This is a genomic window from Homoserinimonas sp. OAct 916 (genome assembly GCF_003260275.1).
GTDB lineage: Bacteria > Actinomycetota > Actinomycetes > Actinomycetales > Microbacteriaceae > OACT-916.
Genome location: NZ_QJHB01000018.1, coordinates 1 through 25669 on the forward strand (window position 1 = coordinate 1; position 25669 = coordinate 25669).

Here is a 25669-nt window from a genome sequence, read left to right on the forward strand (position 1 = left end):
CCGGCCTCCCGGTGTTGACCACCAGCTTCACGGCTTCGTCCTTGTACTCAGGAGTGAACTCCCGACGTGTCTTTCCCATAATGAACATTCTCTCTTGAATGGCGTCCACCCAACGGGGTCAAGGCCAAAGAGACTTTGACGTACTGGGTAGAGGCCGAGAATGAACGGTGAAGAAGCAGCCACAGCTGTCGATGCCAACGCCCCGTCAGGCGAGGGGCAAGCAGCATCAGCGCGGCGGTCAAGAGTGCCAGGATGCACAACATCGCAGCCATTGACGTGTCCTCGCTGCACCCTGCACAGTCCGTAACCAAAATGATTGCACCCGACACCGCGGTGTCGGAGGTGTCAGAACCGTGGTGCAGCGCGGTGCTCACTTCGGACTGCGTGCTCATTTCGGATGGCGCACTCGCTACCGAATGTGGATTCGTCATCGGGCTCGCCTGCGACGACGGCGAGAGGAACGAGTGCATTGCCAGAATCCCGACGATAATCGCGCTCGCGAAGGCGATGCGCCCTGCCACCATCCACACCCTGCCAAACCTGTTGGTCTGGCCGAGTGAAGGCGTGTCGGCGGCCCGCACAAAGCTGTCACGCATGCGAGGTGCACCGTGACGACGACGTGCAACGATGAGCTGTGACATAGTCCCTTCCGGTGTCATCGTACTTTGTGGCAGCACTCAGTGACTGGTAAAACGCTCTGGGCTCAGATCGAGCCGCCGCAGCAGTTGCGCGTTGAGCGCCACAACGATCGTGGACAGCGACATAAGCACTGCCCCAATCGACATCGGCAGAATGAATCCGATTGGGGCGAGCACCCCGGCGGCCAGAGGCACGGCAATGAGGTTGTATCCGCCGGCCCACCAGAGATTCTGCGTCATCTTCCGGTAGGACGCGCGCGAGAGTTCAATGACCGACACCACCGAGCGAGGGTCGTCACTGGCAAGAATGACACCAGCAGAGGCGATGGCGACGTCCGTGCCGGCACCGATCGCAATGCCGACGTTCGCCTGGGCGAGAGCTGGGGCATCGTTCACCCCATCCCCGACCATCGCGACAGTGCGGCCTTCGCTCTGCAGCTCCTTCACCTTCGAGGCCTTGTCCTCAGGCCGTACGCCCGCATAATACCGGTCGATGCCCAGTTCTGCGGCGACGGATGCGGCGATCGCTTCGGCGTCGCCGGTGATCATCACCACCTGCACATCCCTGTCGTGAAGCGCAGCGATCGCGGCAAGGGACTCGGTGCGGATCTCATCGGCCAGGGCGAGGGCTCCGGCAACTTCACCGTCGATCAGTACGTGCAGGATGATTGAGCCCTGGTGGCGCCAATGATCAGCGATGGGCAACTCCGTGCCGTTCTCCTGCTCGAGGAGATAGGGTCCACCCACCTGCACAATACGGTCCGAGACCCGCGCTTTCACGCCGACAGCGGGCGAGGACTCGAAATCAGTCGACGCGGGCACATCCAGCTCGCGAACCCTGGCTGCGGCGACGATGGCGCGGGCAAGAGGATGCTCTGAGTCTGCCTCTGCGGCCGCGGCCAACGCCAGCAACTCGTCGGCGTCGAAGTCGCCCGCTGGCTCCACTGCGGTGACGGCCGGTGTGCCCTTGGTGAGGGTCCCGGTCTTATCGAACAACACCGTGTCGACCATGCGCATGCTTTCCAACGCCGCCCGGTCCTTGATGAGTACCCCGGCCTTCGCGGCACGTTCGGTAGAGATCGAAACGACCAGAGGGATCGCGAGACCGAGGGCATGCGGGCAGGCGATGACTAGCACCGTGATCGTGCGCATGACCGCAGCATCGGGCATCCCGAGCAGGGTCCACACGATCGCGGTGATGATCCCGGAACCCAGTGCGAACCAGAACAGCAAGCCTGCGGCACGATCGGCGAGCAGCTGCGCACGCGAAGACGATGCCTGCGCCTCGGCGACCATTTTCTGGATGCCAGCCAGCGCCGTGTCGTCTCCGACCGCGGTGATCTCGACCCGCAGCCCTGAGTCGGTCGCGACGGTGCCCGCGACGACGTGGTCGCCCTCGCCGCGCCGCACCGAGCGCGATTCGCCGGTGATCATGGACTCGTCCACGCTCGCAGAACCTTGCGCGACGCGCCCATCAGCGGGGATCCGTCCGCCCGGGCGCACAACGACGACATCTCCGACGTTGAGCTCAGACGGTGACACGGTCACGGTCTGGTTGCCCTCGACCCGTTCGGCCTCATCTGGCAGCAACGCAGCCAAAGAGTCCAGTGCCGAGGTTGTCTGGGCGAGGGAACGCTTTTCGAGCCAATGCCCGAGCAGCATAATCACGATCAGGAGAGCGAGTTCCCACCAGAAGTCCAGGCCGTGATCCAATACGCCGATGCTCGCGCCCCATGAGGCCAGGAACGCCACGGTGATCGCGAGCCCGATCAGTAGCATCATGCCGGGCTGCCGAGCACGAAGTTCGCTCACGGCACCTGTGAGGAACGGTGCGCCGCCCCAGACATACATGACCGTGCCCAGAACGGGCGAGATCCACCCGGCCCACGCAGCATCTGGCAGAGAGTAGCCGAGAAGCATTGCGAACATCGAGGAGAACCCGACAACCGGGACGGCCAGGACCAGCATGATCCAAAACAACTTCCGGAACTGACCGACGTGATCGCCGTGGCCACCGTGTCCCTCGTGTTGATCGCCCGAACCATGACCCGTTTTGGAGCCGTCCGGCTGCGTCGAATGATGCGTGTGGGCGTCGACCGGCTGATCGCCCTCCGACGCTACCGGGTTGTGGATTGCATGCGAAGATGCGGTGTTGTGATCGTGCTGGCTCATCAGAGCCTCCCTAGGCTATTCGTCTGTGTGTACTCGCACGTGGCCCGCCGCAATGCATATGCAATGCCGCACCGGAAGCTAACTTCCGATTACGCGTCGCCGTCCACGAGCGAGTATCCGGCCTCGTCAATTGCGGCACGCACTCGATCCACATCGAGCACTTTTGTGCTCAATATCGTCACGGTAGACGCACCTCCGGGGTTCAGCTCAACCCCGACCTCCTGCACACTTTCAAGCGCGCTAAGTTCCTCAGTAACGCTCGCAACGCAGTGCGAGCACGTCATCCCATCCACCGCAATTTCGATCCGCTGGACGCCCTCGGTCAAATCAAGCGGCGTTGATGCGGTTGAGCTGGAGCAGCAGCTGCACCCGGCAGCGTCTTTCAGCCCCAGGTCCATACGTTCGGTCGATACCATGATCTTCTCCTTCTAATTTTCCTTCAGAAACCAGCGAGGCAAGCGATCGCCGCGTTGGCCTCACGGATCTTTCCCCCGGCAACCGGACGGCCCTCAGCGACCGCTTCGGCAGCGTAATGGTTCGAATGCTCACCGAGCAGGACCAGCGCAACCGACCCAAGCGCCTTCGTGGCAGCCGACCCCTGCGCCATCACAGCGATGCAGTATTGGTCAGGCTCCGCCATCTTGGTAATCCCGCGCACCTGGCTTTCGGCGCGACTGAGACGGCGAAGTGCATCGTCTTTGCAGTGGGCGTATCCGTTCACATGAAAAGGATACCCCCGGGGGGTATCAAGGCACAAGTGGTAATTGCGTCGGTGCTCTGCTCGGCTCGTGCCGGCTTCTGCTGCGGGGATGCATAGGTGGCCGTCAGCGAGAACGTCCAGGTGCCAGGATGGTGTCCCCACGCTTCACGGATCGACGAGGTGGCGCCAGCCCGCTGGCGGATCGTTGAACGGCCAGCCGCCGGCAGCGTAACGAATTGACCTCAATCAGGCGTGGACAACCTACGCGTGCCCGCGTCCTGCCAATCTGTGTAGATGGCCGCCGATGAAGCAGCTCCACTCCGGGTCTTGCTGCCCTCCGTTATCGTCACTCTGGTGACGTGGGTTCTCCTGGCTTCGGCCCAGGGAATTCCGACTGTCTGCGCACTGGCTCGGTCGTGCCCTTCTCCCGACGTGCGGCTCGCCCCCGCGTTGCTCTACGGGGGTCTGATGCTGGTGCCACTGCTTGCCATTGCTTTCGTGTCGCAGCGCCCCAGCCGACGCGGTTGGCTGGCAGCGCCCGCGTATATCGTGCTCGGCGTCCTCGCCTTGCTGGGGCTTGGGACCGTCTTATTCTCCGGCGGGTTCTCAATCCCTTTTCTCTAATGAAGACGAATCCATGAATGGACCCGGTGGGCAGCAGTGCCGCCAGAAATGGGAAAGGTTTCGAACATGAAGAGGTCAGCCATTGCGGCGCTCGTGCTCGCGGCGACAGTAACGATCCTTTCGGCGTGTGCTGGTGCGCCGCCAACCGCCGAGGAGACGCCAAGCATCGCAATGCCATCGAGCGTTGCCGACCGCACCTATCGGGGGATGCCTGAATCTAACGAACCGTTTTCTGAGACTCCGCGAATCATCTGGATTGAACGGAACAAGACATTCGCCCTGACCCTTTTTGGAAGCTCAAGCTGCCCATCAATCCCGACTTCAATCACAACAGACGCGGATAACGCGATCACGATACATTTCGAACAATCTTCGAACGACCCGTGCACCGCAGACATGGCGGCGACAACATACGAGTTCACCGTGCCCAGCGGTTCGGGAGCAACGCCTCTGACGGTCACACTGGACTACGCACCCGAGGGCGGGACATACCCGATGATTTTGGAATGAGCATCCCGGGAGAAGGTCTCGCCGTCGGTGGGCGGAGACCATTCCAGCCACGGCTAGGACGCCTGTTTGCGATCGTGACCGTCAGCGTCGCCTTGGGATTCCTTTCGGGTTGCGCCGCGCAACCCCCGCCACCGGTCGTGAAGGAACCCGAACCGCCCGTTGTCATGCTGGGCGGTCACACCGACCCTGTGTTTGTGCAGTGCATGTTAGATGCCGGGTGGGAGAGCCACGAGATGGCGAATGGCGGGGTAATCTTCGGGGCGCCAGAAGGACAGGGTACGGCCTTCGCTGATTCGGAGCGTGAGTGCATGAACAGTGCGAAGATCGCACCGACCCCGGTGATTAGCCCATTGACCGAGGAGGAATTCCGACAGGCGTACGACTCAACGGTGATTGTGCGAAACTGCCTGTCCGGCGCCGGGTTTGACGTCGCAGATCCGCCATCGATCCAGGCATACATTGAAGCTGACGGGGAATGGACGCCGCTCGCGGAACTTCCACCAGAGAGCCTCCTTGGCGTAGAAGCTATTTGTCCGTAGAAATTCTCTAGGTCGCGTCGGTAATTCGCCGGCTCAAGCTGAACCAGGCAATCTTGCAACCGATTGAATCAACGCTTCCTGCTCGCAAGCCGCCCGGTCATCGATCCGCGAATGCAACAAAAAAGTTCGCCGGGAGCCGATCCTCGAATGGGTACTCCGGCCCGTTGATTCGAGAGCCCGCTTTTAGTGGGAGACTTGGTCATTATGGAAGCGAACGTGATCGGTGTCGGCTACGAGGGAATCGACTCGGACGGGCTACTTTCGAAGCTGCGTCTTCGAGGGGTGCGGACGGTTGTCGATATTCGCCTTAACCCGATCTCCCGCAAGCGGGGCCTATCGAAGACAGCGCTCCGGGCACGGCTCGCCGAGGACAATATTGGGTACGAACATCTTTCCGCACTCGGAAACCCACGGGACAATCGCGAGGGGTTTGCTGACCTCGAAGGCGGCGCAGCGCGTGATGCCCGTGAAAAGTTCGGTGAACTGCTGAATACCGAAGCGGCCCGAGAAGCCTTGAGTCGAGTGATGGAGCTTGCGGCGGCTGGCACGGTTGCTCTGCTCTGTTTCGAACAGGACGAGACGCGCTGCCATCGTGAGATCGTGCTGACGGCATTGCGCGCGCGGCTAATAGCCGCATAACTTGGCACGCCTTAGAAGAGGGCACTGAAGTAGTCCGCAGCGCGGGGCGGACGGTAGACGCCGAGCACGGAGAAATTTCTTCGCTTGACGATGTCGCCAAAGTTACCCACGAAGAAGTAGGTGCGAACATTTGCGTTCCACATCTCTGTATGGAACTTAGTCGTAATTATGGCCTTCAGCTCGGCGTCTGATTTGAACCTGTATCGATGCTGGAGCGCGCTGAGCTCCATGTCGAGGATTCTAGGCTTGTGGCTTTTACATATGGGACTCGTGCAGAGGTAGTCATAGTGAACCTTGAACCGGGGCGCCACGAGCACTGGCGTCGTGTCAACCTCTCCAAACAAGTCGGGCTGGCTCATGTTCGCGGTCATGCTTGCAATCTGCGCCTCACTCCAGGGACCGTGGTCCTCGAATCTCAAAGGCTTCAGATCCCGCACTTCCACGAGACCGAGTGACTGAGCGTTCAGGTCGACCTCGACGCCCAAGCGGAGATCGCACATAGTTGGCCCGATGAGCTTCTCGAGAATCGGGCCGCGCGCTTCTGCATCGTAAGTCTTGAATTTGCCGTTCCGCTTCTTCCTGGTCAGCGTCTCCCAATTCGGGCGGTAGCTCTCAGCACGAGCGTCCTTCGACGACGGAGCGAGGTCTACTTCGATGACTTCGAACTTCTTGAACTTCAGGTCGCTATCTAGATGCCGGAAGGCAACTGGATAGATGCGCACCCATGTCCCTGAGCCGTCGTTATTCAACCGGACACCAGCAACGCAAACGGTATCGCCATAGTTCTTCGACGGCTCGGGCGATGCCTTCACCGTGATCAGCACCCGTGCACGCTGCTTGAGCATCATCGCCTCCCTCTGCTCAGAGTCTAGAGCCCGATCGCGACAAGAACCCGGACTAGTGCCGCGCACGGGACCTCCACCGACGCAGATCTCGAGTCAAAACGCTCTCTGCCCGAATGCTCCTGCGTTATGTCACAAGGGAACGACTTGCAGGCGGTCATATCGTGACGAAGCGAATGATGTCTGTGGCGACGGGCAGTGGTTGCTTGGTTGCTGCGAAATGACCGCCTCGAAGTATCGGGCTCAATTGGACGAATTCGTGGAGCCATCGACCCGATGGTCGTCTGACGCGCGAACAGTCGCCTGAGCACAGGCTGTAAAATTTGGTTGCTCGAAAGGGGGCGGCAATGGGGACAACGGAGCCGCGGCTGACCCTGCTCGATAAGGCATTCTTCGTCAGTCTGATTCTCAAGGGCCTGGACGGTGTCCTCGAACTCATCGGCGGCATCCTGCTCCTGATCGTCTCGCCAGCCCAGATTGGGGCGATCGTCCGGTTCTTGACCCAGCATGAACTATCAGAAGACCCGCATGATCTCATCGCGAACACTTTGTTGCACTTCGCCGGCAGCCTGAGCCTGTCCGCGACCGTGTTCGGGGCGATCTACCTGCTCCTGCACGGGCTGGTAAAGGTGGTGCTGGTCTCGGCTCTTCTCAGAGGACGCCTGTCAGCGTACCCGTGGATGATCGCCTTCCTGCTGGCCTTCATCCTCTATCAGGGCTACCAAATTTTCATGTCCTTTTCCTGGGGGCTCACCCTGCTCACCGCGTTCGACATCTTTTTCCTATATCTCACCTGGCGCGAATACAGAATCCATCGACGGCGGCTGTCAGGGCCACACGCGACCGATTCGCGCCCCGTGGATAATCCGTCCGGTACTCAAGACCAATGACGTCGGGCCACTCCAAGGGCCAGCGCACGTCGAAACTGCCAAAATCTTCGGCGAAGTCCGATATGAACACAAGAGGTGGATGAGGGGCCCGTTCGCAGACGCGGTCGGCGAACGGTGAGCGGGACAGAAGTGAATCCCAGTTACGGATCCCATGCGGGCGCCGAGTCCAGGGTGAAATCTGACTTCAGCCGCACCGTCACGAGCTCTAGAAGTCGCGTTCGGTGATCGACCCGCGTGCGAAACCTGTCTGCACGGTCTCGAAATTGTCGGCCTGACCGCCCACCCCTACTGGTACTGCCCGCAATGCCGCGTTCCCGTATTGAGCGAAACCACGTTTTACCCATTCCAGGAAAATACGAACGAGGACACGAGCATATCCGCCGGCCGCCACCGATGACCTCATACGATTTTGACGGCTCTGCCTGTCCGGGGCCAACCGCCGTGCTGAGGATGGTTGTGGGAAGGGTGGCCACAGCCCAGGCTCTAGACTCCTATCATTTCCAGCGTCTCGGTGACGCTGGAAACAAAAAGCTGTACAGGCTATTCACTACAGCAGGCACCGCTCCACTTCCTAATGGCTACCGTCAGGTGCGGTAAGTTGGCCGCAGGGGCTGGGTCTCTATTCGGGTTAGAAACTCAGCCCCGCCTCTTGGCCAAACGGGGAGCTCCCCGCAGTAATCGCGGGTGTACTCGGGGAGTTTCGGACCAACCGGTAACGATTAATCCGCAACCCAAAAAACACAGTATCACTGTCGAAAGCCGGATGGAAGCTTTACCGGACATCGATGATGCCCATCATTCGGAGGTTGTCGTGACGGTTTCTTGGAACGATCGGTGCATCGCGTATTCGATGCTTCTTGCGGGCGCTTCTGCGCAGGAAACGGCGAGGCGGTTCCGTGTGAACACGGGAGCGGTCGTCGAGTGGGCAAGACTAGCGGGCATGGTGATCCGAATGGGAGCTCGAGGTGGCATCGAGCCCGTCAACAGTTTTATGGCAGTGCCAGACCCTCCACGCGCGTACCGCCGCTTGGCTCACGAGGATCGTGTCTTCATCGAAATGGGAATCAACAGCATGCCCGCCTGGTCGATACGGGCGATCGGCCGGCATCTTGGTGTCGCTGCGTCGACTGTTTCACGGGAGCTTCGACGCCACCGGGTTGAAAGTGGACGAGGCCGTGATTTCGAGATGTAATGCTGCCGGGTCCAGTCCGCTCGCCGAGAGCGCGTCGGCCACGACCCCGACAAATCCGGGATTCTGCAATTGCAATGCCGAGAGGTTGACGGAGATGGACAGGTCCTCTGCATCGTCGATCTCCGTGCGCCACTGGTTCACCTGTTCCAGAGCTTGGCGCAGTACCCACTCACCGATGGGAACGATCATGCCTATTTCCTCGGCAACGGGGATGAAATCAAGCGGCGGAATCAACCCACGTTCCCCATGCACCCACCGCCCCAGGACTTCATAACTGACGACGTTTTCGGTGGAGACCTCCACAAGCGACTTTTCGTGGGAGGATTCTCACTCCGCCGAGAAAGCGCGCCACCGGCGCGCGGGGAGGCTCATGTCAGGAGGTCCGGGAGCGTCCCGGCCCGGTGTTTTCAGGTGCTGGGTCGTCTGCCTGGATGCCGAAGAGGGCGTGCAGGCCGTCAATGAAACATTGGTGCCCGCCGGTGCGGGCGAGTTCCCGGGCCCGCAGCGAGGGGGTATGTAGGAGAACGCCGACCATGTGGCGCAGCGCCTCCTCCTCCCGTGCGGTTGACGCACCCCCCGCACGCGCCCGAGTGCGCGCGATCTCGGTGTCCAGTAGTTCGAACACGTGTGCTCGAAGCGCGACGATGGACGCCGTCAGCGACTTCTCCGCCGAACCAGCGGAGAATTCCAGGGCCGCGGCATTGACCAATTCGCGCGCGTGCCTGGTGGCGTTCAGCGTTTCGATCGGAGCATGGAGGCGAATTGTGTCCAGGTCGAGCAGTTCCACATCCGTGACATCGGCCACTGCCGGATCGACGTTGCGCGGCATGCCGAGGTCGATGATCAGGCAGGAGCGCGGTACTGACGCGGCGCCCGCGCTGCGACCGTCGGCCACGATTTCTTTCGTCACCACCGGAACGGTCGAGGCGGTGCAGGTGATGACGACGTCAGCCGAGGCGATTGCGGCGGTGAGGGTCTCTTCGAGTCGCAGGCCGTGTCGGGCGGCGAAGTCCGCGCCGCGCCCGGATGGAGAGAAAACACGCAGGTCCATCACACCCAGCTGCTTGAAGGAAGCGATCGTTGTTCCGGCGTACTGACCGGTGCCGATGACCAGCACTCGGGTTTCGGCCCAACTGGTGACCCGACTCGACGCCAGATCGAGGGCCAGTCGCACCAGCGATCGGCCCGCACCGCCCAGCCCGGTGCTTGTCTTGACGTCCCGGGCCGCGCGGGCCGCCGACTGGAAGAGTCGCTCCAACCCGGATGATGTGGTTCCGGCCTTGCGCGCGCTGGCCAGCGCGCGTTGGACCTGGCCGGAGATCTCGTCCTCGCCCACTACCACGGATTCCAGTCCGGCCGAGACGGCGAACAGGTGCTCGGCCACCAGGTCACCCGAGATGAAGGTCATCGAGGAGTGCAGTATGTCCACTCGAAGCTCACTGGCCGCGCTGACACGTTCCACCGCTTTCTCACGGATCTCGGCCACAGTCAGGGCGTCGTCCACTTCCAGGTAGACCTCGAACCGGTTGCAGGTCGCCAAGACGACCGTCCCGGTGATGTCACCGCTGCCATGGAGTTGATCGGCGGCGTCGGCACCCTTGCGAGAGAGGGTTTCGAGCACGGTGAAACGCGCGTTCGAGTGATTCGCGGTTAGACAGAGGAGCACTTGATAATCGTAACCTCGTTCCATGTAAGACTTGACCGGTGACGTTCCAGCAGCCAGCCCATTCGGTCAAACTCCCCGTCCAGCATCCACTCGTCGACGGCCGCACCGCGTCCGCGCCCCTGATCCGCGCCTATCGAGGCGACCGCCCGGGCGTGACCCCGGTCTGGTTCATGCGTCAGGCCGGTCGCTCCCTCCCGGAGTATCGGGAGCTGAGGGTGGGCACCCAAATGCTCGACGTCTGCTTGGATCCGGCACTCTCCAGCGAGATCACATTGCAGCCGGTACGACGCCACGGTGTTGATGCCGCGATCTTCTTCAGCGACATCGTTGTCCCCTTGAAACTCGCCGGGATCGATGTCGACATCGTGCCCGGGCGCGGCCCAGTACTTGCCCGGCCAATCCGCACCCTGGCGGATGCACAAGCCCTCACCCCGCTGTCCCCTGAAGCTCTCCAACCGATCACCGACGGCGTCGCGCTGACTGTTTCGCAATTGGGTACCACCCCGTTGATCGGTTTCGCCGGCGCCCCGTTCACCCTCGCCGCGTACCTGGTCGAAGGCGGGCCGTCCAAAGACCACCTGCGAGCCCGCGCCCTGATGCACTCCGATCCTGAGACCTGGGCGGCACTGCTGGGCTGGGCCGCCGACGCAAGCGGAGCCTTCCTGCGCGCCCAAGTACTGGCCGGGGCCAGCGCCGTGCAACTGTTCGACTCATGGGTCGGATCCTTATCGGTGCCCGACTATGAAGAGCATGTCGCCGGGTATTCGGCACGGGCGCTGACCCCGGTGAGGGACCTGGGCGTGTCGATCGTGCACTTCGGTGTCGGCACCGGCGAGCTGCTGCCTTCGATGCTCGCCATCGGTGCCGACGTGATGGGCGTCGACGACCGCATAACTCTGGCCGAGGCAAATCGGAGGCTCGGCGGCGTAGCACCGCTGCAGGGCAATATCAACCCGGCCCTGTTGACGGCGCCATGGTCGGTTCTGGAGAAGCATGTGCGTGAGGTGTTGGCGAGCGGCTCCGAGGCTCCGGCCCACGTGCTCAACCTCGGGCATGGGGTTCCACCGGAAACCGACCCGACTGTGCTGACCCGGATCGTCGAACTGGCACATTCGGTGGATACGCACGGAATAAACCCAGGATGAACCGGCCCGACGATGTCATTGTCGTCGGTGGCGGGATCGCCGGCCTCGTGGCGGCGCGCGAACTCGCCATCGGCGGCCTGGCGGTCACGGTGTGCGAGGCATCCGAAAGCTTGGGCGGACGTGTCGCCCGCCACACGGTTGCCGGGATCGACTTGGACGCTGGCGCCGAGAGTTTCGCCACCCGTGGTGACACGGTTGCAGATTTCCTGACCGAACTCGGGCTCGGCCAAGCGATCGTCTCACCGAACCAGGTCGGTGCGTGGCTCAAACCGGCTCAGGGACCAGCCGTACCGATGCCAGCCACCGGGTTGCTGGGTATCCCGGCAACGCCGCTCGCCCGCGGTGTGATCGCCGCAACCGGTCTTCTCGGCGCGTTACGCGCCCAGGCGGATGTCATCCTGCCGCGTCGCGTGGGCGCCACATCGACCACCTTGGCTGAACTTGTGCGCGTGCGGATGGGACAACGCGTACTCGATCGCCTGGTCGCCCCCGTGGTCACCGGGATTCACTCCCGCAACCCCGACACGCTCGATGCGGACGTCGTTGCTCCCGGCCTGCGTACAGCCCTCGCCGACGCCGGTTCACTGTCCGGCGCAGTGCGCTCACTGCGCCAGTCCACCCCCGGCTCGGCCGTCGGCGGGCTCCGGGGCGGAATGTATCTCCTGGTCGAGGCCCTGCACGCGGACCTGCTCGCCCGCGGCGTCAGGATTCGAACCCATGCCCGAGCGACCGGTGTCACCGCTCGGCAGGTCACCTTGGCCACAGGCGAGCAACTCGCGGCACGAGCCGTCGTACTCGCCACACCACTTGGGTCGGAATCTACCGACGTCTCGATCGTGATCGCCACCTTGGTCGTCGACTCTGCAGGGCTTGATGACGCGCCGCGCGGAACAGGGCTTCTTGTAGCCGCCGGTACGCCCGGCATACGCGCGAAGGCACTGACCCATGCCAGCGCGAAGTGGCCGTGGCTTGCTGCCACCCTCCCAGCACACCGCCATGTACTTCGACTTTCCTACAACAACACCGGCAACAACCTGCCCGAAGCCGCGTTGGCAGATATTGCTCGGGTCGACGCCGAGAACTTGCTCGGAGTACCGTTGGCGGCACAGGATGTGCACGGTTTCGCACGCGTCGTCTGGCCGATCCGGCACGACCCTGTTGCCCGCCGGGACGGGGTGTGGCAGGTGGGCGAAGGCGTCGCCTCGACCGGGCTCGCAGCCGTGATCAGCCAGGCCCGCACGGAGTCTGAGAGCGTACGCAGGGCACTCACCCCGAGACAGGAGAAGATTGAACCATGACATCGAACGCTGAACATTCTGGCTATGCCCTTTGGGCGGTGGCTCGCAAAGACCCCTCGCGCCCTCTCAACCGGTCTGAGGCCGCTGCTGCGGTGACCTCACTGAACGATGCCGTGGCCGCCGTCACCTCCCGCGGCGTGACGGTGCGCGGCTTCTACGACGTGTCCTCGATGAGGGCTGACGCCGACCTCATGATCTGGCTGCACGGAGGAGCCCCGGAAACGTTGCAGTGGGCGCTGCGCGAACTGCGACGCTCCCCACTGCTGGCGCGGCTTCTGCCTACCTGGAACGTGATGGGGGTGCATCGCGACGCGGAATTCACGGCCAATCATCTGCCGTCGTACATGCGCGACACGCAACCGGCGGCTTGGTTGACGGTCTACCCGTTCGTGCGGTCCTACGAGTGGTACCTGCTCCCAGAAGAGGAGCGGCGCGGCATGCTCGGCCGGCACGGCATGATGGGTCGCGAGTTCCCCCAGGTGATGCCGAATACGGTCGCCGCTTTCGCGCTGGGCGACTACGAGTGGATTCTCGCCCTCGAAGCCCCCGAGTTGATCGACTTGGTCGACCTGATGCGCAGGTTGCGACACACGGATGCGAGACTGCACGTACGTGAAGAAGTACCGTTCTACACCGGACGTCGCATCGAGACCGCAGAGATCGTCGAAGTGCTGGCATGACTGCCTACGATGGGATCCTCCTGGCCTCCTTCGGTGGGCCGGAGGGCCAGGACGACGTCATCCCGTTCCTGCGCAATGTCACGCGGGGCCGCGGCATCCCAGAAGACAGACTCGAGGAAGTCGCCACGCACTACCGCGCGTTCGGCGGAGTCAGCCCGATCAACTCCCAGAACAGGGCGCTGAAGTCGGCACTCGAAGCAGAACTCGCCCGCCGCGGTATCGACCTGCCGGTCTACTGGGGCAATCGCAACTGGGCACCATTTCTGCCGGAGGCACTCGCCGACGCCGCGGCGGCCGGAGACACCCGGCTGCTGGCGGTCACCACAAGCGCCTACAGTTCGTACTCCAGTTGCCGCCAATACCGCGAAGACCTCTTCGCTGCGGTCGCCGAATCCGGGCTGGCGGACACACTGCAGATCGACAAGGTGCGCCAGTACTTCGACCACCCCGGATTCGTCGCGCCGTTCATCGAAGGTGTGAGCGGTGGGTTGGCAGCGGCCAAAGACAACGGCATTGCCCCCGAGGACACGCACGTCCTGTTCTCGACCCATTCGATCCCGATGACCGACGCGGCCCGATCCGGCCCGCCGGAGCGTGGTCTCGGCCCAGGCGGCGCGTATGAAGCTCAACATCGCGCAGTCGCAGAGGTGATCATGGCGGCTCAGCCCATGCAGGGCGCAGGATGGTCCCTCGTCTTTCAATCCCGCTCCGGCCCGCCCAGCATGCCCTGGCTGGAACCGGACATCAATGATTCGATCGGCGAACTCGCGGCCGCCGGCACCAAGGCGGTCATCATCGTGCCGCTCGGTTTCGTCAGCGACCACATGGAGGTGCAATGGGACCTTGACACCGAGGCCATGGCAACCGCCGCAGAGCACAACCTGTTCGCTGTGCGAGTGCCCACCCCTGGCGTGCACGCTGATTTCGTCTCCGGGCTCATCGACCTGGTAATTGAAAGGCTGGACGACGTTCCGGATGCCGACCGCCCGGCGCTGACCGCGCTCGGCCCCTGGTACGACGTATGCCGTCCCGGTTGTTGCGGGAATGTGCGGCTCGGCTTCAAACCGGCACTGGCCGGGATCGCACCGTGACCGGACCGGACACCGCGCACAGCGACACTGCGACGACCGAAACACACATCCGCGTGGGCACCCGCGCCAGCGCACTTGCCCTCGCGCAGGCACAGTTGATCGCCGAAGCCATCACCAAGACCTCGGGAACTCCCGTCGATCTCGTACCGATCACCAGCGACGGCGACCGCTCGACCGAGTCGTTGGCCTCCATCGGCGGTACCGGTGTCTTCGCCAGTGCGCTGCGAGAGGCCCTACTCGCCGACCAATGTGATGTCCTCGTGCATTCGCTGAAGGACCTGCCGACCGCGGCCCACCCCGGGTTGATCGTCGGGGCGATCCCGCACCGGGGGGATGCCCGTGACGCCCTGTGTGCCCGCGACGCATTGACGCTGGCCACCTTGCCGGCTGGTGCCCGAGTCGGCACCGGTTCTCCGCGGCGGGTCGCCCAGCTGAAGGCGGCCAGGCCCGACTTGGATGTCGTGGATATTCGCGGCAATGTGGGCACGCGGTTGGGCCGGGTCGGTGCCGGCGACCTCGACGCCGTTGTTCTTGCTGCGGCCGGGCTCAGCCGACTCGGCCTGCTCGACGTGGTCACGGAGTTCTTCCCGCTGCAGGAATGGCCGACGGCGCCCGGCCAAGGAGCGCTCGGGATTGAAGTGCGTGAAGAATCCGGAGGCGCCAGTTTCCCCGCGCTCACCGACATTCTCGCCGCTCTCAACCATGCGCCGTCGCACCTGGCCGCCGTCGCCGAACGGTGCGTACTTGCCGAGCTCGAAGCCGGCTGCGCGGCTCCAGTCGGTGCTACCGCGATCGTCGACGGCGGAATGTTGCTGTTGACGGCGACCGTGTACCGAACCGATGGCACCGAACAGCTGACGAGTTCGCACGCCGTCGTCCTCGAGGGCACCGCGGCCGAGCAAGTCGCCCAGTCATACGGGCTGGGCGCTGTCGTGGGTCATCAACTGCTCGCAGACGGTGCCGCCGAACTGGTCGGTGCCGCCCGCGACTCGCGCCCAGACACCCCATGACGGCATCCGGCGACCTCACCGGATGGCGAGTGCTCATTCCTCGGGGCGGTGCCTGGGGCGACGAGGTTGCTGCATCTCTAAGACTCCACGGCGCCGAACCCGTGATCGCCCCGATGATCGAGTTTCTGCCGCCTCACGAACCGGAGTCATTGAGCGCCGCGCTCGACCGGCTCGAGGCCGGTGGGTTCGACTGGCTCGTCGTCACCAGCGCCACCACCGTCGCCGAACTGTCCCGGCGCCAGGTGGCCCTGCCGAAGAACACCCGCGTCGCCGCCGTGGGCGACACAACCGCCGCACGGTTGGCCGCCGCCGGTTATCGCGTTGACTTCGTGCCCGCGACAGACCACTCTGCACGCGGTCTCGTGGCTGGATGGCCGCAACCGACCAGGCCGAATGCAGGGTCGCCAGACGCGGGGCCGCCGGACATCCCCAGCCGGATTTTGATTCCCCAATCGGACCTGGCCGGCCCGTCCCTCGCCAACGGCCTCCGGTCACTCGGGCTTCACGTTGAAACGGTGACCGCCTACCGAAACGTCCCCGTACCCGTCACGGAGCAGACCGTGTCGGATGTCGGGGCCGGACGAATCCACGCACTGCTGGTCACCTCGGGCAGCGTCGCCCGGCAGGTCCGCGACCAATTCGGGCCGGTGCCGATGTCAACGTGTGTCGCCTGCATCGGAGAGTTCACCACCAACGACGCCCGAGCCGCCGGGCTTCGGGTCGACGTGGTCGCCGACGAGCGCACCGGGGCCAGTCTGGTCGACTCCCTGGCTGAATACGCACGCGCCGACAAGCCAACCGAGGCTCCCACCACCGTTACCCATCACACCAAGGAGAATCACCATTCCTGAAGTTCCCCACGTACGCCCCCGCCGACTTCGCCAGCCGGCATTCCGCCGCCTCAACGCCGAGATCCGGCTGCATCCGGCTGAACTCGTGTTGCCACTGTTCGTGCAGGAAGATGCCGAAAGTCCCACGCCGATCATCTCGATGCCGGGAGTGATGCGCCATTCACTGGACTCACTCAAAGAGACGGTCCAGGTCGCCGCCGCTGCCGGGATTGGAGGTGTCATGCTGTTCGGCGTCCCCACAGCAAAGGACGCCGTCGGATCCGGCGCAACCGACCCGGACGGCATCCTCAATGTTGCCATCCGCGCCGTGGTCGGCGAAGTCGGTGATGCGTTGGCCGTGCAAACCGATCTGTGCTTGGACGAGTTCACCGATCATGGCCACTGTGGCGTGTTGGATGACCGTGGCCGGGTCGACAATGACACGACGCTCGCCCGGTACTGCGAGATGGCGATCGCCCAGGCGGCATCAGGTTCGCACTTGCTTGGATTGAGCGGGATGATGGACGGCCAAGTCGCTGCAGTACGGGCGGCGCTCGATGCCGACGGTTTCGCCGACACCGCCCTGCTGGGCTACGCGGCCAAGTACGCGTCGGCATTCTATGGCCCGTTCCGTGAGGCGGTCGACTCCTCGCTGACCGGCGACCGGCGCAGTTACCAGCTAGAGGTGGGCAACCGTCGCGAGGGACTGCGGGAGGTGCTTCTGGACATCGCGGAAGGCGCCGATATCGTGATGGTCAAACCGGCGATGGGCTTCCTGGATGTACTTGCTGATGCTGCCGCGGTCAGCGACGTACCGGTGTGGGCGTATCAGGTCTCTGGCGAGTACTCGATGATCGAGGCGGCCGCGGCGAACGGCTGGATCGACCGCAGGCGTGCGATTGAGGAGTCCGTCGTCAGCATCCGCCGCGCCGGTGCCGACGCGGTATTGAGCTACTGGGCGCTAGAGCTCGCCAGTTGGTTGCAGGAGAACTGATTGCGGGAACAGCTATTCAAAGAGCACTGGTCCGTGCAGCCTCTGCGCGGTTTCCCACGTGACCCACCATATGAAAGCGAGAAGCACCATGCCTACTAATGACGAGAACTTTGAACGGGCGAAGCGCGTCATCCCCGGCGGAGTGAACTCCCCCGTCCGCGCATTCGGTTCGGTGGGCGGAACACCGCGGTTTCTTGTGTCTGCACGCGGAGCCTTCGTCACCGACGCCGAGGGCAACGACTATGTTGACCTCGTCTGCTCGTGGGGTCCCGCGCTGCTCGGTCACGCGCATCCTGAGGTCATTCGAGCAGTGCAGGCCGCGGCAGGCCGCGGCTTATCGTTCGGAGCATCCACCCCGACCGAGACGGAGCTTGCCGAGCTCATCCGGCACCGGGTCAGTGCGGCCGGCCGACACCCGGTCGAACGGCTACGCCTGGTCTCTACCGGCACCGAGGCCACGATGACCGCGATCCGGTTGGCCCGCGGGGTCACGGGCCGCGACCTGCTGGTCAAATTTGCCGGCCACTACCACGGCCATTCCGACTCGTTGCTGGCCGAGTCCGGTTCGGGGGTCGCGACACTTTCGTTGCCCGGATCCGCCGGGGTCACTGCCGCCACTGCGGCGCAGACACTCGTCGTGCCGTACAACGACCTCGACGCGGTGCGTGCCGTCTTCGCCGAACACGGGCCACAGATTGCCGCCATCATCGTCGAAGCCGCCGCCGCGAACATGGGTGTGGTCCCACCAGTGCCCGGCTTCAACCGGGCGCTCGCCCAGATCGCCCAGGATGCCGGTGCCCTGCTGATCCTCGACGAGGTGCTGACCGGCTTCCGCGTGGGATCTGCAGGGTGGTGGGGTCTCGAAGCATCCGGCGAAGTCACGGACGGGCAGGACTGGCAACCCGACTTGTTCACCTTCGGAAAGGTCATCGGGGGCGGGATGCCCCTGGCGGCCCTCGGCGGCCGGGCGGCGATCATGGACCAGCTCGCCCCGACCGGCCCGGTCTACCAGGCAGGCACCCTCAGCGGCAACCCGGTCGCCGTCGCCGCCGGCCTCTCGACCCTCGCGATGGCCGACGACAGCGTCTACCAGCACATCAATACGATCTCCGAGCAACTGTCAAAGGCAGTGTCGGACGCGCTCACCACGGAAGGCGTCGCCCACTCGGTGCAGCGCGCCGGAAACCTGTTCTCGTTCTGTTTCCGTGACCGGTCACCGCTCAACTACGACGACGTACGAGCACAGGAGGACTTTCGGTATCCGCCGTTCTTCCACTCGATGCTCGAAGCCGGGGTGAACCTACCGCCATCGGTGTTCGAGGCCTGGTTCGTGTCCGCCGCACACGACGACATCGCCGTCGAACGCATTCTGGACGCGTTGCCGGCTGCAGCGAGAGCCGCCGCCGCCGTGCCGTCGCCGTCATAGCGACCGTGCTGATCTGGCCCCACTCGACTAGGGATGGCGGAGCCCAGTGCCTGCGAGAACGGCCTCGTAGCCTTCCCGGTAAGTGGGGTAGGCGAATACGAATCCAGACTCACGCAACCGGGCGTTGTGGCATCGTTTTCCCCTGCTCTTTTGGGACCGAGCGGAATCGGCGGCAACTGATGGCACGGGCAGGCCAAGATTGCGTGCCAGGAACTCGACGACTTCGCGGCGATCAACCGGGGCGTCATCGACGCCGATATACACAGTTTCGGGCCAATCCTGCATGGTCATGAGGTGCACGATAGCCGCTGCAGCATCGTCACGATGGATTCGGTTGGTGAATCGTGGTTCGGGCGAAATCGTCTCGACCCCGTCACGTACACGGTCAATCTGTCGAGTCCGACCGGGCCCGTAGATGCCCCCTAAGCGCAGGATCGTTGCCTCGGGGATCAGCTCGAGCAACGTTTCCTCTGCTTCTCGCAAGACGATCGCCGTCGGCGCGGTGGGCTTCGCCAAAGTTGCCGCGTCGACCCAGGTGCCGTCGTCGACACCGTAGACTGCCGTCGACGACACGAACAGGACACGCGGTGGCCGAGCGCAGTCGCGGTGGATGGCGGTCACGAGGAAGCGAATACTGTCGACGAATGCTGCTCTATAACCGTCGACGTTTCGCTCATCAGGGGTCAAAGCAATCACCACAATGTTGGTGTCTGCCGGCAGTGTCGGCGCTTCTGCGGAAAGATCAACAGGCTGTCCCTCGATTTCGCGCGGTAATTTCTGTGCTGAGCGTCGCAGTCCCATCACAGGATATCCCTGAGCTGCGAACCGCAGCCCGGTTTCGGTACCAAGATCACCACAGCCGGCGATAACAACAGTCATTTCATTCTGCCCAATCCACACCGTTCGTCTCGGTATCCCGGCGAGCCGGTCGTCATACAGCGAGGGACGGTACGAGCGTACCGAAGCATCTAAGGTCCCGGCCACGGCGCACGGTCGGCCTACCGGTTTGAGGGCCACGGAAACGACCCTACTCACGATACCCCTCCGATACCTTTTTCGATACCGAAGTCAAGAGTCGGGCGTCACTTCCCCAACACAGTCTGCAATAACCTGCGTATGCATGCAGATACGGAGTATTCGATGGGCTCGGAGAGCGACTCGGTGGAACTCGCCGTCGAGTTGTTTTCGATGCTCGCAGACGCGACACGGGTGCGGGTCATTCTCGCGCTGCGGGGCCGGGAGCTCTCGGTGAACAATCTGGCCGATATCGTCGAGAAGTCCCCGGCGGCGGTATCTCAGCATCTGGCCAAGCTACGACTGGCCCGGATCGTACAGCCCCGGCAAGAGGGTACGAAGATCTTCTACCGGCTCGCGAACGAACACGCCAAACGCCTGGTCACCGATGCGATGTTCCAGGCGGAACACTCCCTACAATTGGCGGATTGGCCAGGGCGGGATGAACGACTCGCGGACCAGCCCGTGTGCTCCCAGCTCGGCCAGCCACTGCTCATCCGAGACATCGGTTTTGCGTCCCGGGAGGTTCTTGGCATGTCGGGCGTTGACCAGCATCACGTTCAGATGCTCTTCTAGACCGTAGTAGAAGGGATTCCAGTAGTCGCCGGTCGCTTCCATCACCACCAAGGTGACCTGTTCGATACGCAAATGATCGGCCAACGCGACGATGTCGTGGTGCATCGCACCGTGCACCGTAATCTGCTTGCTGAACGTTCCTCGGCGGGTGCCTGGAGCTCGGAGGCAGACCTTCACGTCCCGGTTGGAGATATCCAGCCCCGCGCACCGCTCGTGAATGACTTCCATGATTGTCTTCCTTCCATCTTTATCTGAGATAGGGACAGCGGCCGTGGCTGGCGGGGCTGGGCAACAAAAGTGGAGTCTGGCGCACAGTCGATCGGGAGCATGCCGATTTGGGCCTCAACTATCTACTCCTTTCCGCACAGGATCAACCGTGTCGCACCTAAACCGGCAACTTCGCTTGAGCGCGACCGTCGTGAAGCGCTCTTCTTCGGAGTGGGACCCCCGGGGCACTCGGTTCTGGTCGAAGTGTCTGTTCACGGGGATGATTTTCGGTTGCCTGAATACTGCCCGATGATGGACGCGAGTAGGACGATTCGGCCCCTAGTACTTTAACCATCACGTCGTCCAGCAAATCCTCTGGAGGCCGACAGGCAAACCACGCAACTCGCGGAGGCAAAGGCGGCCCACGCCCGTTCTTTCAGGCCCTTCGTGGCCCGCATCCGCTGTGCAAGAGGTCGATAGTGGAGCGATGGAATCAGCCGCAAACCATATCGTTACCCGGTTCGTTCGCCGAGTCCACACAGCAAATCTATACCCATGGGGGTATAAGGTGGAGATATGAGTACGCGCCACGATGACCACGAGCGCTTCGAGCTGATTGAAGATCGCCACCGCGAAGTAAACGGCTCCACCGAAGTAAACGGCTCCGCTGAAGCGCCGCAACACAGTCACGGCGGGCACGAAGGCAACGCCTCCCAAACCGGCGGCCACGACGAGAATGGTGGGCACGTTGGGCATGGTGATCCTGTGGGGTAGCTTCGCAGGTTGTTCTGGCCACACTCGGTGAGCAGAACACTGATCACAAAAATGGGGAAGTGCCCGCCTTGATCGTCTACTTCGAACGTTCCTAATCGGTATTGAGCGAAAGAGAAAGGAACCATCAAATGATGTACGGATATGGGTTCAACATGTGGTGGATGTGGCTATACGGGGCGCTAGCTGTTGCCGGCCTCGTCGTCCTCATAGTTGTGATCGTGCGGATCGCCGCCGGCGGCACCAAGGGAAATCAGGGCCACGGGAATGCCCCTACCGCACCCGGTGTGGAGGCGAAGAGAACTCCCCGTCAGATCCTCGACGAACGCTACGCCAGGGGTGAGCTGACCACGGAAGAATACCGGGAACGGCTCGCGGTGCTCGGCCAGGGCAGCTGATGCAACCCATCAGCCGCCGAGATGTTCTCCTGCTGGGCGGTATTGGAGCGGCCGGTGTACTCGTCGGCGGGACTGGGCTCATCACAAGCTGGACGTCGGGCCCCGACCCCACCAGCGGGCGGAAACTCGTCACGCCGACCGGGCGAGCACTCGTCGAACCGCAATTCGTTGAGCCCCAGGCTCTCAGTAGCTCAGACGGGGCCCTACACGTGCGGCTGACCGCGGCAGAGGGGCTGGCCCGCATCGCCGGCCAAGACGCGACGGCCTTGTCCTACAACGGCGGGGTCCCCGGTCCGACCCTGTTTCTTCGGCCCGGAGACCTGTTGCAGGTCACTCTCGAGAACCAACTGGATGCAGTCACCAATCTGCACGTGCACGGTTTACACGTATCGCCCGAGGGAAACAGCGACAATGTGTTCGTGGCGATCGCGCCCGGTGACTCCTTCGACTATGATTACAGGCTGCCCGAGGATCACCCACCCGGCGTGTACTGGTATCACCCGCACCACCACGGCATGGTGGCCGGACAGGTGTTCGGCGGCCTGTACGGGGCGATCATCGTGGAAGACCCGACTCCAATTCCGGTGACCCGGGAAAGGGTTCTCGTCATCTCAGATATCACCTTCGATGCTGCCGGACGAATCCCCGCCCCTTCGCGGATGGACCAGATGATGGGACGGGAGGGCACAATGGTGCTCGTCAACGGTCAAACCACCCCACACCTGAGTTCCGCACCCTCGGCACGGGAGCGGTGGCGCATCGTCAACGCGTGTACATCCCGGTACTTGAAACTACGCCTCGATGGCCAAGAACTACAGCTACTCGGCATCGACTCCGGCCGCTTCGAAACCCCCCGCGATGTCGAAGAAGTGCTGGTACCGCCGGGCAACCGGGCAGACCTGCTCGTCTCCATGAGAACCGGGGCATCGGTTCTGCGCACCCTGCCGGTCGATCGGGGCAGCACAGGGATGATGATGGGCGGCGGTGCGGCAGCTTCCAGCGGTGCTGACCTTCTCACTCTCGACGTCACCGGGGACCGCACCGATACTGCTTCGCTACCACCGGTGCCGAAGCAGGCTGTGCCACGAGATCTGCGGACCGAACCGGTCACGGGCCACCGGGAGCTGACCTTCGCCATGGGAATGGGGATGGGTGCCGGAATGATGAGCTTCACCGTCGACGGGCAACCGTTCGATCCCACCCGGGTAGATACCCTCGTGGAGGCGGGCGCGATCGAGGAATGGACTCTGACCAACACGTCACCGATGGACCACCCGATCCACCTGCACGTGTGGCCCATGCAACTCATCACCCCATCCGGCGAAGAGGACGACTCCCCGGTCTGGCAGGACGTGGTCAACGTACCCGCCCGCAGCAGCGTGCGGGTGCGCATCCCCTTCGAAGGCTTCACCGGAAAAACAGTGTACCACTGCCACATCCTTGACCACGAAGACCTCGGAATGATGGGCATCATCGATGTCCAGTAAAGCTTCCACCCGGCTTTCGATCCACTGAAGAAAACCCCAACCATTGGAAAATCAGATGAGTTACGCACACACCGTCACTGTCGCACTGCCGTTTCAGGAGGCCGTGCAGAAGATCAAGGAGTCCCTGGCCGAACAGGGTTTCGGAATCCTCTCCGAAATCAATGTCCGGTCCACGTTCGACGCCAAACTGGGCCACCCGAGTGCCGAGGCCCTCGGCGAGTATCTCATCCTCGGCGCTTGCAACCCCGCACTGGCTCAGCGCGCCTTAACCGCGGAGCCGGACATGGGCGTGCTACTGCCGTGCAACGTCGTCGTCCGCCGCGCTGTGGAGGCCACCCGAACGGTCGTGCAGGCCATCGACGTCCAAACAATGGTCCAGCTCAGCGACAACCCGCAAGTACATGAGGTGGCCGATGAGGCCGACACCCTGCTAAACGCAGCACTGCGAAGCTTCGAAGCCCAGCATGCAACTCCACTGGACAACTGACTCCCGAGGAGAATTATGTGGTAATGGATAAGGGGTGAGGGGTCGTAGGAGGGGGCTGGCCGGTTTCGAACGCGGGGCCGCGTTCTTCTTGACACTACGCTCGGTCACGAGTGCAGTGGCGACATCGATAAGCGAAAAATGAGTCGCGGTGCTCGCCCTAATCAAGAGGGCCCCTTGGGACGCCGAGACTGACGAGAGCAGCGGTGCCGATAGATTCACCTGGCAGATCCGGGCCCAGTACGGCCCGCGGGAGCACACCGCTGAACTGCCCGAACATGCCGTCCAGGGGCCGTGGCGCGATCTTATCGAAGAGGTGCGCCACGCGGCGCGGACCTCTCACTCTTGAACAGCGCGGTCCACGAGCAGAGAGCATTGCGAAGCGCAGAGAGAGACTTGGGATTGTAGATGTAGCGGCGCCAGTTTGCATGCGTTCGTCGATTGTGAGTTCGTGACCCCCTTCGGGGTCAACGGGAAGCCGTACCGATTCGACATGCAAAACCTGCGCGACAACGGCACCGGCGTCGGCTGCCGATCCACAACGGAGGACCTCGAACTGCTCGGCCCGCAGACGACTCGGCTAGACGACGGCACCAACGGCGTCACGGCGACTCAGGTGATCATCTCGCCGGATGGGTCCACCGCCGAGAACGGAGAAACAGTCACAGTGGCCAGCTTCCTTCCAGAGGACGATCCGGCAGTTCAGGAGGCCCGCGTCTCTGCGTGCTCCGACACTCCGGTCGTGGGCGGGCACGAGCGGTCGCTGAGATCCCTCGGCATATCGCGGCGCCACGTGCCGTGTTAGTCCCCCGCGGCCGCCCGATAGCCCGCCGGTCCGCTTTCGGACGCTCGCCCGCCGATACTGGGGTTATGCAACTGCTGGGCAGACAGTTTAGCGTTTGGCCCGCCCGGCCAAATGCCCGATGAGCTGGCCTAAACGCTACAGTTTTGGGGATCCTGATCCGTGGCGCTCGTATCTCCAAGTGCGCACAATGTTTCACCGTGCGTGGTGACGCCCTGTCCATACTCGGGGTCTGATCGGCCGTAGGGGTTCAAAACCGTCGCAGGTACCAACTTGCATACTCGTGGTATTTCCTTGTCGGTCCGGTCGTCAGCCCTGGCGGGTGTTCACCCGAGCGTAACGTTCACCGTTGCTCGGACTGCCTCCCTGTCACTCATCGTCAGACACTCTAGTCCCGCTGATAGTCGTTCACTTGCACCGTGATCCAATCCTCGATTCTGAGCTGCCACGCTTCTTGCAGATCGCGGGAAACTCCGAATTAGTGCGCCGGGTCCGACCGGGTTTGTCGGTGCACCTTCTCTCCAGGAGGTGTTCCAGTGACGGTTTCAATGCGGGTGATGAGCGCCGGCGACGGGTACAAATATCTGTTGCGGACTGTGGCTGCCGGTGACGGCGACCGGTTGTTGTCGACGCCGTTGACGAGGTACTACGCGGAGGCGGGCACACCGCCTGGGTATTGGCTTGGCGAAGGTGTCCGGTCGTTGGGTGCCGGCCGGATCACTGTCGGCGACCAGGTCTCGGAAGCGCAGCTGCAGCTACTTGTCGGGATGGGACGTGACCCTGTCACAGGGGAACCGCTGGGGAGGGCGTACCCGGCATACACCAGTGTTGCTGACCGCACCTCCGGGCGGGTCGCAGCGCTCGACCCAGGCATCGGGCTGAGCGCGCGTGCCGACGCAACCGCCGCCATCGAAGCCTGGCCTGCCGAGGAGTTCTCGGACAGTGGGCCCTCTTAAAATGAGGGTGCTACTGAAAGAGAGAGCAGCATGTCCGCATCGCGTAGACGATTCACCCAAGAGTTCAAAGACGAGTTGTGCCGTGAGG

General features: G+C 63.0%; 26 protein-coding genes and 3 pseudogenes. 20 read left to right on the forward strand and 9 right to left on the reverse strand.

Features of this window, described 5'->3' with window-relative positions:
• Positions 1-47 precede the first annotated feature (47 nt).
• The 4 genes from DL891_RS17180 to DL891_RS15895 all read right to left on the reverse strand — a co-directional run bounded on the left by DL891_RS17180 (position 48) and on the right by DL891_RS15895 (position 3531).
• A complete protein-coding gene (locus DL891_RS17180; protein ID WP_157962565.1) occupies positions 48-641 on the reverse strand; it encodes a hypothetical protein in 594 nt (197 codons plus the stop codon).
• Between the two features lie 36 nt (positions 642-677).
• A complete protein-coding gene (locus DL891_RS15885; protein WP_232819227.1) occupies positions 678-2606 on the reverse strand; it encodes a heavy metal translocating P-type ATPase in 1929 nt (642 codons plus the stop codon).
• A gap of 293 nt (positions 2607-2899) precedes the next feature.
• Positions 2900-3226, reverse strand: a complete 327-nt coding sequence (locus DL891_RS15890) for a heavy-metal-associated domain-containing protein (protein ID WP_111721479.1) — start codon at positions 3224-3226, stop codon at positions 2900-2902.
• 23 nt (positions 3227-3249) lie between these two features.
• The gene (locus tag DL891_RS15895; RefSeq protein WP_111721480.1) at positions 3250-3531 is read right to left on the reverse strand and encodes a metal-sensitive transcriptional regulator; all 282 of its coding nucleotides are present in this window, start codon (positions 3529-3531) and stop codon (positions 3250-3252) included.
• 669 nt (positions 3532-4200) lie between these two features.
• Here DL891_RS15895 and DL891_RS15905 point away from each other — a divergent pair.
• Both DL891_RS15905 and DL891_RS15915 read left to right on the forward strand, forming a co-directional pair.
• Positions 4201-4644, forward strand: coding sequence for a hypothetical protein (locus DL891_RS15905; protein ID WP_157962566.1), 444 nt, complete (start codon positions 4201-4203; stop codon positions 4642-4644).
• Between the two features lie 743 nt (positions 4645-5387).
• The gene (locus DL891_RS15915) at positions 5388-5822 is read left to right on the forward strand and encodes a DUF488 family protein (RefSeq protein WP_111721484.1); all 435 of its coding nucleotides are present in this window, start codon (positions 5388-5390) and stop codon (positions 5820-5822) included.
• Positions 5823-5833: 11 nt separating this feature from the next.
• Here DL891_RS15915 and DL891_RS15920 read toward each other — a convergent pair whose 3' ends face one another.
• Positions 5834-6670, reverse strand: a complete 837-nt coding sequence (locus DL891_RS15920) for a hypothetical protein (protein WP_111721485.1) — start codon at positions 6668-6670, stop codon at positions 5834-5836.
• Between the two features lie 341 nt (positions 6671-7011).
• Here DL891_RS15920 and DL891_RS15925 point away from each other — a divergent pair, with 341 nt between their 5' ends.
• Together DL891_RS15925 and DL891_RS17835 are read left to right on the forward strand one after the other, a co-directional pair.
• The gene (locus DL891_RS15925; protein ID WP_111721486.1) at positions 7012-7554 is read left to right on the forward strand and encodes a DUF2127 domain-containing protein; all 543 of its coding nucleotides are present in this window, start codon (positions 7012-7014) and stop codon (positions 7552-7554) included.
• A gap of 1057 nt (positions 7555-8611) precedes the next feature.
• Positions 8612-8746, forward strand: a complete 135-nt coding sequence (locus tag DL891_RS17835; RefSeq protein ID WP_368665642.1) for a helix-turn-helix domain-containing protein — start codon at positions 8612-8614, stop codon at positions 8744-8746.
• Here the strand turns inward: DL891_RS17835 and DL891_RS15935 are convergent.
• Together DL891_RS15935 and DL891_RS15940 are read right to left on the reverse strand one after the other, a co-directional pair.
• On the reverse strand, positions 8687-9049 hold the full coding sequence (locus DL891_RS15935) for an EAL domain-containing protein (protein WP_111721488.1): 363 nt from the start codon (positions 9047-9049) through the stop codon (positions 8687-8689). The genes DL891_RS17835 and DL891_RS15935 overlap by 60 nt on opposite strands.
• Positions 9050-9119: 70 nt before the next feature.
• A complete protein-coding gene (locus DL891_RS15940; RefSeq protein WP_111721506.1) occupies positions 9120-10412 on the reverse strand; it encodes a glutamyl-tRNA reductase in 1293 nt (430 codons plus the stop codon).
• 38 nt (positions 10413-10450) lie between these two features.
• On the opposite strand from DL891_RS15940, the gene hemE reads away from it, so the two are divergent.
• The 8 genes from hemE to hemL all read left to right on the forward strand — a co-directional run bounded on the left by hemE (position 10451) and on the right by hemL (position 18886).
• Entirely contained in the window at positions 10451-11557 is a 1107-nt protein-coding gene (gene hemE, locus DL891_RS15945; RefSeq protein ID WP_111721489.1) for a uroporphyrinogen decarboxylase, read from the forward strand.
• Entirely contained in the window at positions 11554-12855 is a 1302-nt protein-coding gene (locus DL891_RS15950) for an NAD(P)/FAD-dependent oxidoreductase (protein ID WP_111721490.1), read from the forward strand. Before hemE ends, DL891_RS15950 begins: the two co-directional genes overlap by 4 nt.
• Positions 12852-13535: a hydrogen peroxide-dependent heme synthase gene (gene hemQ / locus DL891_RS15955; RefSeq protein WP_111721491.1), complete on the forward strand. Its 684-nt coding sequence runs from the start codon at positions 12852-12854 to the stop codon at positions 13533-13535. The genes DL891_RS15950 and hemQ overlap by 4 nt, the downstream gene beginning before the upstream one ends.
• The gene (locus DL891_RS15960; protein ID WP_111721492.1) at positions 13532-14626 is read left to right on the forward strand and encodes a ferrochelatase; all 1095 of its coding nucleotides are present in this window, start codon (positions 13532-13534) and stop codon (positions 14624-14626) included. Before hemQ ends, DL891_RS15960 begins: the two co-directional genes overlap by 4 nt.
• A complete protein-coding gene (hemC, locus tag DL891_RS15965; protein WP_232819226.1) occupies positions 14623-15636 on the forward strand; it encodes a hydroxymethylbilane synthase in 1014 nt (337 codons plus the stop codon). Before DL891_RS15960 ends, hemC begins: the two co-directional genes overlap by 4 nt.
• Entirely contained in the window at positions 15633-16487 is an 855-nt protein-coding gene (locus tag DL891_RS15970; protein ID WP_111721494.1) for a uroporphyrinogen-III synthase, read from the forward strand. The genes hemC and DL891_RS15970 overlap by 4 nt, the downstream gene beginning before the upstream one ends.
• Entirely contained in the window at positions 16480-17460 is a 981-nt protein-coding gene (gene hemB, locus DL891_RS15975) for a porphobilinogen synthase (RefSeq protein ID WP_232819228.1), read from the forward strand. Before DL891_RS15970 ends, hemB begins: the two co-directional genes overlap by 8 nt.
• Before the next feature lie 88 nt (positions 17461-17548).
• The gene (hemL, locus tag DL891_RS15980) at positions 17549-18886 is read left to right on the forward strand and encodes a glutamate-1-semialdehyde 2,1-aminomutase (protein WP_111721495.1); all 1338 of its coding nucleotides are present in this window, start codon (positions 17549-17551) and stop codon (positions 18884-18886) included.
• A 27-nt stretch (positions 18887-18913) separates the two neighbouring features.
• Here the strand turns inward: hemL and DL891_RS15985 are convergent, their stop codons facing one another.
• On the reverse strand, positions 18914-19687 hold the full coding sequence (locus tag DL891_RS15985) for an SDR family NAD(P)-dependent oxidoreductase (protein WP_368665641.1): 774 nt from the start codon (positions 19685-19687) through the stop codon (positions 18914-18916).
• 315 nt (positions 19688-20002) lie between these two features.
• Between DL891_RS15985 and DL891_RS15990 the strand changes: the two are divergent.
• Positions 20003-20317, forward strand: a pseudogene (locus DL891_RS15990) (ArsR/SmtB family transcription factor); the annotation flags it as partial.
• Here the strand turns inward: DL891_RS15990 and DL891_RS17590 are convergent.
• Positions 20318-20704 (reverse strand): annotated as a pseudogene (locus DL891_RS17590) (transposase); the annotation flags it as partial.
• A gap of 555 nt (positions 20705-21259) precedes the next feature.
• Here DL891_RS17590 and DL891_RS17190 point away from each other — a divergent pair.
• From DL891_RS17190 to DL891_RS16030, 7 genes and pseudogenes are all read left to right on the forward strand, one after another.
• The gene (locus DL891_RS17190; RefSeq protein WP_157962568.1) at positions 21260-21457 is read left to right on the forward strand and encodes a hypothetical protein; all 198 of its coding nucleotides are present in this window, start codon (positions 21260-21262) and stop codon (positions 21455-21457) included.
• A 128-nt stretch (positions 21458-21585) separates the two neighbouring features.
• Positions 21586-21852: an SHOCT domain-containing protein gene (locus DL891_RS16005; protein ID WP_111721500.1), complete on the forward strand. Its 267-nt coding sequence runs from the start codon at positions 21586-21588 to the stop codon at positions 21850-21852.
• On the forward strand, positions 21852-23339 hold the full coding sequence (locus DL891_RS16010; protein ID WP_111721501.1) for a multicopper oxidase family protein: 1488 nt from the start codon (positions 21852-21854) through the stop codon (positions 23337-23339). Before DL891_RS16005 ends, DL891_RS16010 begins: the two co-directional genes overlap by 1 nt.
• Positions 23340-23394: 55 nt before the next feature.
• Positions 23395-23826: a DUF302 domain-containing protein gene (locus DL891_RS16015; protein WP_111721502.1), complete on the forward strand. Its 432-nt coding sequence runs from the start codon at positions 23395-23397 to the stop codon at positions 23824-23826.
• Positions 23827-23974: 148 nt separating this feature from the next.
• Positions 23975-24172, forward strand: a complete 198-nt coding sequence (locus tag DL891_RS17840) for a protealysin inhibitor emfourin (protein WP_111721503.1) — start codon at positions 23975-23977, stop codon at positions 24170-24172.
• Positions 24173-24274: 102 nt separating this feature from the next.
• Positions 24275-24628 (forward strand): hypothetical protein, encoded by a 354-nt coding sequence (locus tag DL891_RS16025; protein WP_157962569.1) that lies wholly within the window; start codon positions 24275-24277, stop codon positions 24626-24628.
• A 545-nt stretch (positions 24629-25173) separates the two neighbouring features.
• Positions 25174-25542 (forward strand): annotated as a pseudogene (locus DL891_RS16030) (relaxase domain-containing protein); the annotation flags it as partial.
• Between the last annotated feature and the right edge of the window lie 127 nt (positions 25543-25669).